Source organism: Arthrobacter sp. efr-133-TYG-120, from assembly GCF_030209785.1.
Lineage (GTDB): Bacteria > Actinomycetota > Actinomycetes > Actinomycetales > Micrococcaceae > Arthrobacter.
In genome coordinates, this window is the sequence record NZ_JARVRI010000003.1 from 96,203 (window position 1) to 111,734 (window position 15,532).

Consider the following 15,532-nt stretch of genomic DNA (forward strand, 5'->3'; position numbering starts at 1 on the left):
CCGCTTGTCACCGCTCTGGCGTTTGCTTCCGATGGGAGCTTGGGGCGCGTGCGTCCCGGGCGGCCGTCAACTCCGGTAACGGAGCCTTGCTCCTTCGATGCCTTGTGCTCCCGGAAGGTACCCTGAATGGTGGCGGATATTAGGGTCCCCGGGAACATCGGAATATTCCGCGCCGACATAGGGTTGTGCCATGTGGCCGGCCGCAAGGATCCGGTGCATCGACTAAGGAAGAGGTTCACCCACCAGTGAGCAACGCAGAAAACACCGCGTCCAACGTACGTGATGTCATCATCGTAGGCTCAGGGCCTGCCGGTTACACGGCGGCCGTCTACACGGCACGCGCCAACATGAACCCGCTGCTCATCGCCGGTTCCGTGACTGCAGGTGGCGAACTGATGAACACAACAGACGTCGAGAACTACCCCGGTTTCCCCGAGGGCGTCATGGGACCTGATCTCATGGAGAGCTTCGAAAAGCAGGCGGCACGCTTTGGGACTGAAATCCAGTTCGAGGACGTCACCGAACTGGACCTCGACGGCGACATCAAGTCCGTGACCATCGCCACGGGGAAGACCTTCAAGGCACGTGCCATCATCCTCTCCACGGGTTCCGCATACCGTGAGCTCGGCCTCGAGAATGAAAAGCGTCTTTCCGGGCACGGCGTGAGCTGGTGTGCAACCTGTGACGGTTTCTTCTTCAAGGACCAGGACATCGCAGTGATCGGCGGTGGCGACTCTGCCATGGAGGAAGCGCTCTTCCTCACCAAGTTCGCCAAGTCCGTCACGGTGGTGCACCGCCGCGACACCCTCAAGGCTTCCAAGATCATGGGTGACCGCGCCCAGGCCCACGAGAAGATCAACTTCGTGTGGAACACCGCCGTCGAGGACGTCATCGGTGGGGACAAGGTGACCGGCTTGAAGCTGAGGAACCTCGTCGACGGCACCGAGTCCGAACTCGCCGTCACAGGCGTTTTCGTGGCCATCGGCAACGATCCCCGCACGGAGCTCGTCAAGGGAAAGCTGGAGCTCGCTCCTGAAGGCACCATCGCCGTCGACGGCCGCAGCTCCAAGACCAGCATCAAGGGCGTCTTCGCCGCCGGCGACGTAGTGGACCCCACTTACCGGCAGGCCATCACAGCCGCTGGTTCCGGTTGTGTCGCGGCCCTGGACGTCGAGCACTATCTTGCAGACCTGCACGCCTAATCGGCACAGCAGCCATCCATTCGAAGGGAAAGAATTATGAGCAACGCTAAAAACGTTACCGACGCCAGTTTCAGCACCGACGTCCTGGCCGCTGAAAAGCCGGTCATTGTGGACTTCTGGGCAGAGTGGTGCGGCCCGTGCCGCAAGCTGGGTCCCATCCTCGACGAGATCTCTGTCCAGTACGGAGACAAGGTCGATGTCGTCAAACTGAATGTCGACGACAACCCAGCCATCGCCGCTGAATACGGCATCACGTCTATTCCGGCGGTTTACCTCTTCAGTGGGGGAGAAGTGAAGAGCACGGTGATCGGCGCCAAGCCGAAGCAGTTCTTCGAAAAGGAATTTGAATCCGTCCTGTCCTAGGACGTCTGGCGTCCCTTAGCGGGCGCCTCTGATTCGGCCGGTGGTTTTCGCTCTTGAGCGAAGGCCACCGGCTTTTTCGTGCCTTCTGGCACACGGTCCTGGGTCCAAAGCCTCGCCGCCGGTGGTGATTGCTGGGGTATTGGTGGTCACTGGTACGCGCGCCGGCTGTCTTAAGTTTGGCTCCGCCATTTGCGACCTATTTCAATTTCAAAACAGGCAGTTCTTTTGGGAGACGGCATAGATAGTCGTGAGTTCCGTTGCTGAGCTGGAACCGGGCAGTGGTGGGGCAATTGCCTGGAAAGTACGGCCCAGGCCAAGAGCAAAGGGGACAGGGGGACTACTGTCGAGTCTCCTAAGGCAGGACCGATGCCGAGGGGTCCACACGCCTGCGTGGCCCGCGGGATCGGTCAACGACGAAGTCCTCTATTCCACTGTTTCACGTGAAACCGCGTTGTCCACTCATACGATCTAGGAAAGCTCCCAAATTGAACCAATTCCAGACAGGTACTTTTTGCACTCGGTACACGCACCGTTTCACGTGAAACGTAGCTACGGACTCTTGTCCTCGAACTGCACGTCGGTTTCCAATTCCGAGTGGCCAGAAATGCATGAAAGTAGAAACTGACGCGGTTTCACGTGAAACGTAATAGCTGATCGATTCGAGAGCTGCGGGCACGTTCGGGGCTGGCGGGCTCCAGCGCTGCCGCACTCAAGTTGGGCTAGGTTCCCGTTTTCTCGGAACCACTGAACGCCGCTTCCTGCTCGCCACTTGGAATCACCACTTGGTGAGTGCACGTGCACGCTCCGGGCCATTCGACACCGGTACATATGCGTATCGCCAGCGCGCCCTTCCGTGCTTCATGTTTCACGTGAAACGGCGATCTGTCCGGAGAGCATCCCGCACATCATTCGGGCTGACTGGGTGCGGGCTGACGGACGATTCGCGCGTAAGGTCCCGCCGCGACATGCGTCAACACGGCGACTCACGCATGGCCGAGGGAAGCTTCAGTTCCCAATCGCGGGATGACTGGTCCTTGGTAGTCTCCGCTTCATCTTGCGGATGCCAAGGCAATTAGCCTGGGTCTTGGGTTCGTCGCACGCACTGCCCGGCGTATCCAGACGGCGCCCTCGGTGACGCGATGATGCATCGAGGCGCCTAGTTCCTGCGGGAACCGGTTTTATACAACCTTCGATCATTCAATTTAGGGTGTCTGTCTGCATATATGCGGGCTTGCGCGCCCAAGGACTCAGTCCCTTCCTGTGCAGCGTCCGCAGTAGCTTTCCGATCGGAGACTTAAAAGAAGGCTGCTGACAAGGGACTGAGCGAAGATGATCCACCGGTGCACTTGGGCTGGATACTGGGCCCGGAATTGCCCATTGGCACCGTGAGGCGTGCGGGAAGGCATTGTGCAGAGACATCCCTCTCAGTGGCGCCAGGACTGATGTTTGGCATCTTGCAGCGTGACGTTGGCTTCTTGGCGCGTGAGAGTGGTTCAGATTCGCGCGCGGCCCTGTCGCCGGCCGCGCGCCTGCCTTCGAGGGCAGCTTGCATGGTGAACCCACAAGGGCGACATTGAAGCTTACGCCTTCAGGCCAGCCGCCCGGATCTTCTCCAGCAGCCATCATTCGCACAGGGCAAGAACAACAGCATTGCATCCACCTCCTGCGGGGGCGGCGGCCGGGAAAACAGCACGCCCTAACAGACGTCCATTTGCCCCCGGCACGTCATTCGGGGGGTTGAATCGTGACCAGGCGACCGAACCATGCCCGAGCGTGGCGGTCTGCCTCTCGAAGGCCAGGCACGATAGACAGATCGTGTTTCCAATTGGCATGGGGTCCGGAATGGCTGAAGCCACGCCCCCGCTCACTAAGCTCGGCCGGCAGTTTCCACGCGCAATTCCAACGTAGGACAGTCGTCCGAGACAACTCAGTACCGCGCCGTAGGCAACTCTGCATCGATCCGGGAACAGTGGTGCTTGTTCATAAACCCCAAGCCCAGAACCGACGACGCACCTCCGCTGGGCGAACTATTGCCTGGACTTCGGCTGAATTTGCCCCTCCTTCCGACCTGGCAGCCTCACGGCGCGGAGGCACTCAGACACCAACTGCTGGCTCGTGGGGGTGATCATCCAGACACGCAGCAACCGCGGACACCGCATAGGGACAGGACATACCGCCCTGACACCGCTTCCATGAGCTTAACCACCCGGCACAGACAGGAGTGGGAACGCGCCGATTCGACCGCACGGAGCGCGGAACGTGGGGGCGATGAAGGGCATTCGGTACTTTCAGGGTGCGAAACGTCTAGCGTGTATTGAATGACCAGTGCACATCCTGGAGCGAAAGGTGCGCCCGGTTGTACAGGCTGAAGATCGGACCACAGATCCCATAGCTGAGGATTTGCTCGTCGCGCGTACATGGCGATCGTCCACCGAGCTTTCTACCGTGAAAGTCGGACTCAAGTTGGACCCAGGACAAGCGACCGTGACCTCGATATATCTCGAAGGCTGGCGCGACTACTCGCTGGTCCCGTGGACGGAAACTGATTCGGCGAACCAGGCTTCCGTCCAAGACCCATGTTGATGTACTCCCAGACCTGCATCCGAGACGTTTCGGTACCGCCTTGAGGGTCGAGAATTTCTACGTCGGCTGACGTCGTTTCACGTGAAACATGACTACGTCCGGCCGCTCAAAACGCCGGTCACGTTAGGCTTGGGAGCCCGTGGGGTCCCGTCGATCGGCGATCAAAGTGGCGATACTAGTCCCCAACATTGGAGAGCGTTCCACAGCGGCTGCATCGAGGCTGCGCCGGATATCCACCGTTCAGTCAGAAGTTATGCACAAAGTTATCCACAGTGATATCCACCGCATGAATGGGTCGGTTCGAACAACTCCTCCTACCCGGGTATTGGGCGCGATCAGTGCGAATCAAGGCGACATCCAGCTCCGCACGTCAAATCAGATAGAGCGCGGGCCTGAAATGCTCGCAAAGAGCGATCAACCGCCCAAAATCAGGCCCAATTCGGGTGAAAATGGCCAGCTTCAAGACCATGGCTCTGTTTCACGTGAAACAGAGCCATCGAAGAACACGAGCTTGAAAGGACTATGACCGCTAGCCAGATACAGACCCAGACGCTGCTCGCTGTCTACACTTCAACCTGGCAGACTTATCAACAAAGTTATCCACAGAGATATCCACCGCTGCCCTCAGACTTTTCAACAGCGGCTTCTCGTGGTGCAGGACGTGTACACATCCTGCGGGCGGAGCAAATTTTCACTTTCGTACACGGAGCCAGCTCCACACGACGCCTCCATCTTGCGTCATCGTCAGCCCTTAGGACCGTCAATATCTCCAGCCGATCTTCCGAATGAAGTGGCCGGGGCAGACTCAGTGTTCCTACGATGACGCGCTGAGAGACCGGTCCGCGTACTACCCCAGAATTCGGATGGTCAGGTGAAGCAGCGGACACAAACACTGCGCATCACCAACCAGTGCTCAGAGCCACACCCACCTGATTCGCGCGGGCACGAGGATGCCTTGTCGGGTCCAGGTTCACACGCGCCACCGCTTCCAGGGCTTTCAACAACATACTTGTTCATCCGCACGGGTTGCCGGCCATCCACCTTGCCTCGCGTCACTCACACAACGCGAACGCGTGAGCCAACGAAAGAACGGTCACAGCGAAAGCGCAGCGACGCAAGAGTTGGGCCCGGAGCCAGTAAGACCACATTCAAGGCACGAGGGCACACTCTGGTTACGAGCCTTGGGGGAGCAAACGCTCCTTCAACTCCTTCCCGGCGATCACGCGACTAGTACAAGGCCACGAATCACCCGTCCGACTCCCGGCGTGGAAGCTGGTCTCAGCTCCAACGAGAACACTCCTACACACGAAGCCGGCGAGTTCAGGCGTACAGAGGGAATGCGGTGAGGCTACGTCTGGATCCGCTGACCCTACCGGTCCTTGAGTCACGGCCCGAGCCGGCGGCACAAATTGGACGACTTCCATCCCACGGGCCGGGACGTTTGTGAGCAGTCTTGCCTGCTTACCTGCATCGGGCATGGAACAACGTTGATGTCTACCCAGACCGGACCGGCCTATTGTTCCGGAGCGAGATGCAGTATACCCAGAGGGCACTTTGCTTGTATCGATCTCACCTTCTATCCAAACAGGGAAGCGGTATCCGAGCGCCGACCTCGACCGCGCGTCGCATGTATCGGAGTTCACGAGGGTTCAGCATGGGCTCGATCCGCACCGCACGCTTGCCGTCATCGGTCGTCGACGCTTGCGACAGACACCTCCGGCAAGAGAACGACAACCCCTCACGTGACGCTGCGCTGTCGGAGGTAACTCCGCCGCGACCTTCCCACACACCGTGACCGGCCCCTGATCCTTCGGCGTTCAAGACTCGCTGGGCACCTTCCTGCATTGCACCTATTGGTGCCCGACCGCCACAGTGAGCCGCGCACCCGCCTGCACCTGACGCGATCAGAGCGCTATTGAAGCCCACCTCACGCTGGAGGGGAATTGGAGGAGGAAGATAAACGGACGCGCGATTGCCGGCATCAAGCGCCTAACAGAACTACTCCTTTGCCTTCCGCGCGCAGCCAACTGGCCTGGCGCTGAGTGTGATCGTAGTCCACCACAAGGGGAGGCAAGCGCCGAGAGGAGTCAGTTCGGCGCTCGAGAATGGCGGATGCGAAGGCATCATCGGGCCAGCGCCACCATCTGGGGGTTTCACTCAGCGGCTTTAGGCCAGGGCGCCAGCTCCTTTACAGGCCAGATGGCGGCGCCAAAATGCCGAAGCATCCCCTTATAGACGGTGAATTGAAAGAACCAAAGCGGAAAACCACCAGCCGCTGAGACACGCTACGAAGCCGCGTCTTGAGGATTCACGTCGTTCTGCGAGTCAACTACCAATTACCTTGGGTGTCTGGCCCTGAACCCCACAGCCCAGACTGCGCCGCTTCGTTTCACGTGAAACAGAGCAAGTCGCTATCCACTACAGAAGCACTGACTACAGGCCCACTGACAGACTAGTGTCCTAACCAACCGAGCTCACGGGGACTAGCCGAACGCCAGCTATGCGAGGCCCCGTCTGGTGCTCTTCCTGTTCCACGTGAAACAGTGGCCACTGCTGTGCGGGGAAGGAGTCCCTAACTGGCTGCTCCCGCATTCTGAACCATCCCTAAATACCGGGTGCCGTTGATCGGCATGGTCGCGATCTCTGCGCGCACGACATGGCAGCTGGACGTTGTTCAGCTCTTGTCCACAAGTCCGCCTCGCGCGGGTACAACACGAGAGAAGGGGACGAAGCTGAACCGAACGCCAGAGAACAAATCGATCCAGGACAGCAGATACCTGAGTCCGCAGCGAAGTGTTGGCGAAGCCCCTGCGCTCTAGCCGAGGGAGATCCGGGTGACGGTCAATTTGACGGCCGGCAAGCTGTGTTGTTTCACGTGAAACGCCGGGGTATGGGCCCATAGGGAACCTGGCGGCTAGGCATGAAGGAGCATATCTCGAACACGCCAGGAGCGGAGGCGAACTCTCAATCAGTGCGAAAGGGATGCAGGGAAGAAGGCACCCAAGTATTCAATCGCCTACTAGAGACTCGAACTGCAGCTCATCCGGTCAACGATAAGCGGACTCTTGCCCTCCTGTGCACTAAAGTCTGTTCGTTTCGCGTGAAACACCCGACTAGATCCGCAGCAGCCCCGATCGTTCCAAACGGGAAGATCGCTTGCCGCCGACCCCGCGTGCGCGAAGGCGCGCCACGTACGAGGGATAAGACGCAGCGGAAAGTCTTACAGCGAAGCATCGTTGAGAAGCGCGGGTGGCGGCCTGCTCCATTCCAGCCAAGGGCGGCCGTCACCTGACCCCGTTTGCAGAAAGGCAAACGGATCCCAGTTTGCTGCAAAAGCCATCCACAGCCCCCGGATGCACATCGAGGGCATCCGGGGAGCGAATCGTCGCCAGTCAGGACGACAAACGTGGCCGGATATCCTCCGAATGTCGATTCCCGCCTCGATCGACCGTTAAACGAAAAAGGGGGCTTGCCTCTTTAGAAGCAAACCCCAATTCCGTAGAGATCCAGCGACTAGCCTTCGTCCCCGGGCGACAATACATCCATGATGCGGTTCAGATCTTCAACGCTCGCGAACTCAATACTGACCCGCCCCTTACGCGCACCCAAGGTGATCTTGACGTTAGTGTCGAGTCGATCCGAAAGAGAGGAAGCAAGGTAGTCGAGACGCTCATGGCGTGCATTGGGGCGAGGGATGCTGTTCTTGGGCGGCACCGTAGGATCCTGGTACAACGCCACTGCTTCCTCGGTAGCCCGTACCGACATACCCTCGGAGACAATCTTCTGCGCGAGACGCTCCATCGCGGCTGCGTCCGGGAGAGCGAGCAGCGCACGAGCGTGGCCGGCCGAGAGCACGCTGGCTGCAACGCGCCGTTGCACCAAGGGAGGAAGCTTGAGGAGACGGAGCGTGTTGGACACCTGGGGACGCGAACGTCCGATTCGATCAGCCAGCTGCTCGTGTGTGGTGCCGAAGTCTTCCAGGAGCTGCTGGTAAGCAGCTGCTTCTTCCAAGGGGTTCAGTTGGCTCCGGTGGAGGTTCTCCAGCAAAGCATCACGGAGGAGATCGTCATCGTTGGTATCGCGGACAATCGCCGGGATAGTTTCGAGCCCGGCAGCCTGTACAGCCCTCCATCGACGCTCACCCATCACCAACTCATACGGTTCTCCACCCTTTTCGGTTGAAGTACGTACAACAATTGGCTGGAGAACGCCTATTTCCTTGACGGAGTGAACCAGCTCCGCCATGTCGTCCTCATCGAAGACGCTGCGGGGCTGCTTGCGGTTGGGATGAATGTCCCCGACCGGGATTTCGGCAAAGCGCGCGCCGGGAACCTCGACCAGCTGGACCTCGGACGCTTCTGTCGGAGCGAATTCAGAAACTGCTTTCCCAGCAGCAGCGGCAGGAGCCTCGGACGGTTCGGACGCGGACGGGTCTTCACCAGTGGTGACCTTCGCGGATGGCGACTTCGCAGCAGGCGTCTTTGCCGCCGTCGTACTCTTGGGCGAAGAGCCTCGCGAAGGCGAACTCTTCGCTACTTCGGTTTCAGGCACCTCAGGCGTATCCACCGCCTCCGGGGCTTTGCGCGCCTCAGGGAAGAAGAGGTCTACGGGGCGGGACGCCGGAACGCCATTGCCCGATGCACCGGCCGAAGCGGAGCTGGGAATGAGAGCCCCAAGACCCCTACCCAGGCCTCGTCGCTTTTCGCTCATTAGTATGTCCCTCCGGTGGAATGGCAAGAATAGAGCCCGCCAAGGATATTGCAGTGATTAAGGAAGTCTAGCGCTCGGCGATTTCCGCGGCGGCTTCCATGTAGGACAACGCGCCGCTGGAAGACGGATCGTAGGTCATTACCGTCTGTTGGTAGCTCGGAGCCTCCGAGATACGCACGGAGCGGGGAACTACTGCGCCAAGAACCTGGTTCGGGAAATGTTGACGGACTTCGGAAGCCACCTGCGCGGCCAGATTGGTGCGGCCGTCGTACATGGTGAGGAGAATGGTGGAAACGACCAGATCAGCATTGAGGTGCTTCTGGATCATTTCGATGTTCTTGAGGAGCTGGCTCAGGCCCTCCAAGGCGTAGTACTCACACTGGATCGGGATGAGTACCTCGCTGGCCGCGCAGAAGGCGTTGACGGTCAGCAGGCCCAGGCTGGGCGGGCAGTCGATGAAGATGAAGTCCAGGCGACCTTCACCGTTCTTCGCGCGCTCCTTCGAATAGACATCGATTGCCCGGCGCAGGCGCTGCTCGCGTGCCACGAGGGAGACCAGTTCGATTTCGGCGCCCGCCAAGTGAATGGTCGCCGGCGCACAGATGAGATTCGGAATATCAGGGCAAGGAGCCACAACGTCACGCAGCGGAAGGTCGTTGATCAGCACATCATAAATGCTGTCGACGTCGGCGTGGTGTTCAATACCCAGCGCGGTGGACGCATTTCCCTGAGGATCGATGTCGATCACCAGGACGTTGAGCCCAGCGGAAGCGAGGGCAGCCGCAATATTGACCGTCGTCGTGGTCTTTCCGACGCCGCCTTTTTGATTGGAGACGGTGAAAATACGGGTCTTCTCCGGCTTGGGAAGCTCGCGTCCCACCAGGCGCTCGCGCCGTCGGGTCTCGTTGGCGAGCTGCCGCGCGATAGGGCTGGAGTCGTCGATGGAGTCCATGACGTTGTCGTGTCCGACGATCAGCGTTTCACGTGAAACAGCGGCGTTCGCAACCGAATTCGTACGCATCAGCGCAGATTCAAAAGACGCCGAGGGTGCAGCCATGGCCCGAGCCGACCCCAAGGAAATAAATGGCGGGATCCGCTGGGTGGAGGTTTCGCTACTGCCCACTGTGACACTCTCACTCTCATTCGGCTCTAGCTGCCGTTCTCTAGCTTAACCGCTCAGTTGCGGACACGCGGGACACAGCGCCGAAGCTAAGCGATCTTCCGCTGTTTGTTAACGACGATCCTCACCACTGTGGTGGGTTCTTCCAGGAGCTCCTGCCCACAAACCACAACGGACGTTTCCACGCCGCCGAGCCTGCGGATCACTTTTGCTGCTTGCTCAATCTCCTCGGCAGCACTGCGGCCCTTGATCGCAACCACTTCACCCTTGCCGTTAAGCAAAGGAATGGTCAAGCCGGCAAGCTTGGACAGGGCAGAGACAGCCCTCGCCGTGACAACGTCCGCGTCTACCATGCCCACTGCGAGCTCGGCGCGGGTGCGCATGACCGTGACGTTGCCCAGCCCGAGGTCGTCCACCACTTCCTGAAGCCAAATGACGCGCCGCTCCAGCGGCTCGATCAGCGTGAGTTCAAGATCGGGACGTGCAATCGCCAAGCACAAGCCGGGAAGCCCCGCACCGGAACCGACGTCCGCAACATGGCTTCCGTGGGCAATCGCGGACTCGATGACGGCGCAATTGAGAACGTGCCGGCTCCATAGGCGGGGAACCTCGCGCGGGCCAATCAGCCCGCGCTCGGTTCCCGATGTGGCCAAATGTTCTACGTACCGCTGGGCGAGGCCAAGCCGGTCACCGAAAATCTTCTCTGCCGCCTGCAGTTCGGCTGCCGTGATTTCAACCATGATCCGTTAGTCGGCCGAAACCACGATGTGGCGGCCGGCGCCTTCGCCCTCGGACTCGGAGACGAAACCGAGGTCCGCAACAGCGTCGTGCACAATCTTGCGTTCGTAGGCGCTCATGGGTTCGAGTGCCACAGGGGCGCCGGTTTCCTTGACCTTCGCCACGGCGTCTTCGGCAATCTGCTGCAGATCGCCGGCGCGCTCCTTGCGGTAGCCATTGATGTCGAGCACCAGGCGGGAGCGGTTTTCGGTCGCGGACAGCACGGACAAGCGCGCGAGTTCCTGAAGGGCTTCGAGCACTTCACCGTCGCGTCCTACCAGGCTCTCAAGGCCCTCGGAGTCGTCTTCGGCTGCGATCGAGATGTAGGTGCGGCCATTGCGGATCTCAATGTCGATGTCGCCGTCGATGTCGGCAATGTCGAGAAGTTCCTCAAGGTAGTCTGCGGCGACGTCGCCCTCTTCCTCGAGGCGGCTCACGGAAGTGCCCTTACCGGCAACAGCGCCCTCTTCGGAAGTTTCTTCTGTGGCTTCTGCCAATTCCTCGGCGGCAGCGGCCGTTGCCTCTTCGGTGCTTTCAACAGACATTACTTCTTCTTCCTGTTCTTACGTTGTGGCTGGATGCGCTGCTGTGCCTTGACCTCGACGGCGGCCACCTCGGCAGCGACGTCTGCGTCCTTCTTGCCGCCCAGGAGCGGGATGGACGGCAGGCCCTTGGCGGCGCGACGCTCAGCGAGTGCCTTGGCTGCGGGGGATCCCGGCGTCGGCATGCGGCGGATGACAAAGAACTGCTGGCCCATGGTCCACAGGTTGGTAGTGGTCCAGTAGATGAGCACACCGATCGGGAAGTTGATGCCACCGACGCCGAAGACGAGCGGCAGGATGTATAGCATCATCTTCTGCTGGCGCATGAACGGGCTGGCCATGGCCTCTTCGGACATGTTCTTGGCCATGATCTGCTTCTGCGTGATGAACTGCGACGCCGTCATGGCCAGGATCATCACGATGGAGAGTATCCACACAACCGTCTGGTCGGTACCCGCAGGGCCGCCGTGAAGCAGGGACGCGGACAGGGGAGCGCCGAAGATGCTGGATTCGTCGAACTGCACCACCTGCTCATGGCTCAAGGCTCCAATACCCTGGCCGGCCTGGCGGGCCTGGGTAATACCGGAAAGCACCTGGAACAGCGCGAAGAAGAACGGCATCTGGATCAGCATGGGCAGACAAGCGGAGAACGGGTTGGTGCCGTGCTTCTTGTACAGCGCCATCTGTTCCTGCGCCATCGCCTGGCGGGAGAGCTGGTCCGTCTTCCCCTTGTACTTCGCCTGCATCTTCTTCAGATCGGGCTGAAGCAGCTGCATACCGCGCTGTGCCTTGATTTGCTTGACGAAGACAGGGATCAGGGCGGCACGGATCACCAGCACCAGGCCGATGATGGACAGTGTCCAGGTCCAGCCGTTTTCCGGCGGCAGGCCGATGAAACTCAGCCCGTCGTGGAACCCCAGCATGATCGCGGACACTAGCCACTTGAACGGGGCCAGAATTGTTCCAAAGATGTCCATACGTTTTCCCTATTTCCTCAGGCCGCTGTGCGGCGACCGTCTTCATCAGACCACACAGCCAGGAACTGGTCCGGGTTGTTCAGTACAACAATTGTGGGCGTCTGGCCTTCGGGCCAGTGACGATGTCCGGCGGGGACGTGGTCCACGCCGCCGGCGTTCCAGGGGTGGCACCGCGCAAGGCGCCGCATTGCGAGCCAACTTCCCTTGACGGCACCATGTACCGTCACCGCTTCGAGGGCATATGCCGAGCAGGATGGGAAGAACCGGCATACCTGGCCGTATAAGGGAGAGATGATCTTGCGGTACGTCTTCAACAAGATGATGAGGACGTTGCGCGGCAGCTCCCACAGAAATGTTCCGAGGATCCTCGGAGCGACTCTAAAGAAGCGGACGACGGCGGAGCTCAGCTCATGCACGCGGTGTCCCTTCCGTTGTGGTGCCCTGGGTGGGCGAAACAACCCGCGGAGAGGATCCGCCGAGCCGTTTCGTGGTTGCCGCCAAGGCGGCGTTGTAATCCGTCAACAGCTGGTCCCAGCTCGCCGTCGCAGCCGCCGGCAACGCCCGGACCACAACAGCAAGACCCGTGCCATGCCTTTTCAAGGACAAAGCACCTGCTTCTCTCAGTCTCCTCTTAACGAGGTTCCTGGTCACAGCGTTCCCGACAGCTTTGGAAACGATGAAGCCGATGCGGCTCGGTTCTCCGGCACCGATAGGTGCCGTATATAACACTAAGTTCCGGCGTCCATTGCGGACGCCGGAACGTACAGTTGTTGAAAAGTCGGTAGAAGTCCGCAGACGGTTACGGGTGGCTAGCACCTATTGACTCGCTTGGAAGGCTGACCGACGAGTCAGTTATTTAGGCCGACAGTTCGACGCGGCCCTTGCCACGACGGGCGGCCAGGATGGCGCGGCCGGCACGGGTGCGCATACGAAGGCGGAAGCCATGCTTCTTGGCCCGACGGCGGTTATTCGGCTGAAAAGTCCGCTTGCTCACGTTAGTTACTCCAGTGGATCAAAGGTGCGCCCACCCGATCAAAAGGGGAAGAACTGGCCGACGCTAAGTTTATTGAGTATCCGCCGCCGCCCAACGCCGGATTTACCGGAAGTGCGGGTGGTCAAAAAGCGGACACATAGGACTTCACAACGTTAGGGCAAAAAGACCCCCAAGGTCAAACTGGGAACCTCGGTGCCCGCTATCCCCAGCTGTGGCTAAGTACACCCCCAGCCTGTGGATGAAGCCGGTCACAGACCCCGTTTCAGAACCACAACGGTGTAATTATCCACAAGCCTCTTCCCAGCTATCTTCTGGAGTTTCCATCCCCTAGAGTGTCTCAGTAGCCGATTATCCACGGACTGTGCATAACCCTGTGGATTCGGTTCGGAATCCACTCATGGTTTGGACCTTCGGCTGCCGCAATCCAGGCAAGCAAGCACTCGAGGGAACCAATTGATGACGGTAGACGAAGCCAACCACGCCAACACGGTCGGAAGTTCCTGGCGGCGGGTGCTGAGCCTGCTGGAACAAGACGATCGCGTCACACCCCGGCAGCGTGGTTTCGTTATCCTTGCCCAGGCACAGGGCCTGATCGGCTCCACGCTCCTGGTGGCCGTACCCAACGAGTTGACCCGCGAGGTTCTCCAGACGCAAGTCAAGGACGCCCTCGATGACGCCCTCCGCAGCGTCTTTTCCGACGACATCCGGTGCGCGATCGACGTCGACACGGATCTAGTGCCCATCCACGAAGAGCCGGCCCCCGCCGTCGAACTCTCCTCCGTGAACGACCTGGCCGTGGAATCCAAGCCACAGCCCACCCCGCCGAGTACTTCGCACGAATTCGGCCGGCTGAACCCGAAGTACGTCTTTGACACCTTCGTCATAGGCTCTTCCAACCGCTTCGCCCATGCTGCCGCCGTCGCGGTCGCGGAAGCACCGGCAAAGGCCTACAACCCGCTTTTCATCTACGGTGACTCCGGACTCGGCAAGACGCACTTGCTGCACGCGATCGGCCACTACGCCCGCCGGCTCTACAGCGGCATCCGGGTGCGCTACGTGAATTCCGAAGAGTTCACCAACGACTTCATCAACTCCATCCGGGACGACGAAGGCGCCAGCTTCAAGACCACGTACCGCAACGTCGACGTGCTCCTGATCGATGACATCCAGTTCCTGGCTGGCAAGGACCGGACGCTCGAAGAGTTCTTCCACACCTTCAACGCACTGCACAACAACAACAAGCAAGTGGTCATCACCTCGGACCTCCCGCCCAAGCAGCTTGCCGGCTTCGAGGACCGCATGAAGTCCCGCTTCGAGTGGGGCCTGCTGACCGATATCCAGCCGCCGGAACTCGAAACCCGTATTGCGATCCTCCGCAAGAAGGCCCAGAGCGAGGGACTGTCCGCACCTGACGACGCCTTGGAGTACATCGCTTCCAAGATCTCCAGCAACATCCGCGAGCTCGAAGGCGCGCTGATCCGCGTCACTGCCTTCGCCAGCCTCAACCGCCAGCCCGTGGATGTGGCCCTCGCCGAAATGGTGCTGAAGGACCTGATCACCGACGACGGCGCCCAGGAGATCACGGCCGACCAGATCCTGAAGCAGACGGCCGAGTACTTCAAGCTCAGCATGGAAGAGCTTTGCAGCAAGTCCCGGACGCGCACCTTGGTGACCGCACGGCAGATCGCCATGTACTTGTGCCGCGAGCTCACCGACATGTCCCTGCCGAAGATCGGCCAGGAGCTTGGCGGCCGCGACCACACCACAGTGATCCACGCAGATCGCAAGATTCGCGAACTGATGGCCGAGCGCCGTGTGATCTACAACCAGGTGACTGAGCTGACCAACCGCATCAAGCAGCAGCAACGCGATTCCTGAGCCGGCTCGCTCGAGGTACTACATACCTTATTAACAGGCGCATGTGGATAAGCCTGTGGATACTTAAGGGGACAAGCGCGGTTAATGGGCTTAAAACCCTTAAGCCGTCTGTGGATCGTTAAAAACGGCCCTGGGGGTTATCCACGTCCACACCCTGTTTAAAACCCCTGTCACCCACATATCGTGAACAGGCCTTAACCGCGGAACTGCGGGTCCAGGGACGGTTATCCACAGTTTCCACAGGGGTTATTAACACTACTAATCCCAAAAAAATGAATTCCCTCAAATAACAATCTCCTTCCGCCCACCCACCGACGCAGCCCGTGGCTGCTTCGAACCACAAGCCAGCAGGCCGGGGATGGGTTAATGCCCGAAGTTCCGGCTAA

General features: G+C 59.8%; 11 protein-coding genes. 3 read left to right on the forward strand and 8 right to left on the reverse strand.

Annotated elements, in window-relative coordinates; all coding sequences use genetic code 11:
• Nucleotides 1-245 precede the first annotated feature (245 nt).
• Together trxB and trxA are read left to right on the forward strand one after the other, a co-directional pair.
• Nucleotides 246-1,202: a thioredoxin-disulfide reductase gene (gene trxB / locus QRN51_RS02975; RefSeq protein ID WP_284988555.1), complete on the forward strand. Its 957-nt coding sequence runs from the start codon at nt 246-248 to the stop codon at nt 1,200-1,202.
• A 36-nt stretch (nt 1,203-1,238) separates the two neighbouring features.
• The gene (gene trxA / locus QRN51_RS02980) at nt 1,239-1,565 is read left to right on the forward strand and encodes a thioredoxin (protein ID WP_059388860.1); all 327 of its coding nucleotides are present in this window, start codon (nt 1,239-1,241) and stop codon (nt 1,563-1,565) included.
• A 6,096-nt stretch (nt 1,566-7,661) separates the two neighbouring features.
• Here trxA and QRN51_RS02985 read toward each other — a convergent pair.
• The 8 genes from QRN51_RS02985 to rpmH all read right to left on the reverse strand — a co-directional run bounded on the left by QRN51_RS02985 (nt 7,662) and on the right by rpmH (nt 13,268).
• On the reverse strand, nt 7,662-8,858 hold the full coding sequence (locus tag QRN51_RS02985) for a ParB/RepB/Spo0J family partition protein (RefSeq protein WP_284988556.1): 1,197 nt from the start codon (nt 8,856-8,858) through the stop codon (nt 7,662-7,664).
• Between the two features lie 67 nt (nt 8,859-8,925).
• On the reverse strand, nt 8,926-9,981 hold the full coding sequence (locus QRN51_RS02990) for a ParA family protein (RefSeq protein ID WP_253257323.1): 1,056 nt from the start codon (nt 9,979-9,981) through the stop codon (nt 8,926-8,928).
• An 86-nt stretch (nt 9,982-10,067) separates the two neighbouring features.
• Nucleotides 10,068-10,718 carry a 16S rRNA (guanine(527)-N(7))-methyltransferase RsmG gene (rsmG, locus tag QRN51_RS02995; protein WP_059388861.1) on the reverse strand — a complete coding sequence of 217 codons (651 nt, stop codon included), beginning with the start codon at nt 10,716-10,718 and terminating at the stop codon, nt 10,068-10,070.
• 6 nt (nt 10,719-10,724) lie between these two features.
• Complete coding sequence (locus QRN51_RS03000; RefSeq protein WP_284988558.1) at nt 10,725-11,300, reverse strand: Jag family protein; 576 nt, start codon at nt 11,298-11,300, stop codon at nt 10,725-10,727.
• Nucleotides 11,300-12,274 carry a membrane protein insertase YidC gene (gene yidC, locus QRN51_RS03005; RefSeq protein WP_059388863.1) on the reverse strand — a complete coding sequence of 325 codons (975 nt, stop codon included), beginning with the start codon at nt 12,272-12,274 and terminating at the stop codon, nt 11,300-11,302. The genes QRN51_RS03000 and yidC overlap by 1 nt, the downstream gene beginning before the upstream one ends.
• Nucleotides 12,275-12,291: 17 nt before the next feature.
• Entirely contained in the window at nt 12,292-12,681 is a 390-nt protein-coding gene (gene yidD, locus QRN51_RS03010; protein WP_284988599.1) for a membrane protein insertion efficiency factor YidD, read from the reverse strand.
• A 1-nt stretch (nt 12,682) separates the two neighbouring features.
• Entirely contained in the window at nt 12,683-13,090 is a 408-nt protein-coding gene (gene rnpA, locus QRN51_RS03015; protein ID WP_084784496.1) for a ribonuclease P protein component, read from the reverse strand.
• A 40-nt stretch (nt 13,091-13,130) separates the two neighbouring features.
• Nucleotides 13,131-13,268: a 50S ribosomal protein L34 gene (gene rpmH, locus QRN51_RS03020; RefSeq protein WP_011776797.1), complete on the reverse strand. Its 138-nt coding sequence runs from the start codon at nt 13,266-13,268 to the stop codon at nt 13,131-13,133.
• 456 nt (nt 13,269-13,724) lie between these two features.
• Between rpmH and dnaA the strand changes: the two genes are divergently transcribed.
• On the forward strand, nt 13,725-15,146 hold the full coding sequence (gene dnaA / locus QRN51_RS03025; RefSeq protein ID WP_059388864.1) for a chromosomal replication initiator protein DnaA: 1,422 nt from the start codon (nt 13,725-13,727) through the stop codon (nt 15,144-15,146).
• Nucleotides 15,147-15,532: the final 386 nt, after the last annotated feature.

Bases quoted from the DNA above. Each gene is read 5' to 3' on its own strand.
- trxA (WP_059388860.1), top strand. From the start codon at position 1,239: ATGAGCAACGCTAAAAACGTTACCGACGCCAGTTTCAGCACCGACGTC.
- QRN51_RS02985 (WP_284988556.1), bottom strand. From the start codon at position 8,858: ATGAGCGAAAAGCGACGAGGCCTGGGTAGGGGTCTTGGGGCTCTCATT.
- rsmG (WP_059388861.1), bottom strand. From the start codon at position 10,718: ATGGTTGAAATCACGGCAGCCGAACTGCAGGCGGCAGAGAAGATTTTC.
- QRN51_RS03000 (WP_284988558.1), bottom strand. From the start codon at position 11,300: ATGTCTGTTGAAAGCACCGAAGAGGCAACGGCCGCTGCCGCCGAGGAA.
- yidC (WP_059388863.1), bottom strand. From the start codon at position 12,274: ATGGACATCTTTGGAACAATTCTGGCCCCGTTCAAGTGGCTAGTGTCC.
- dnaA (WP_059388864.1), top strand. From the start codon at position 13,725: ATGACGGTAGACGAAGCCAACCACGCCAACACGGTCGGAAGTTCCTGG.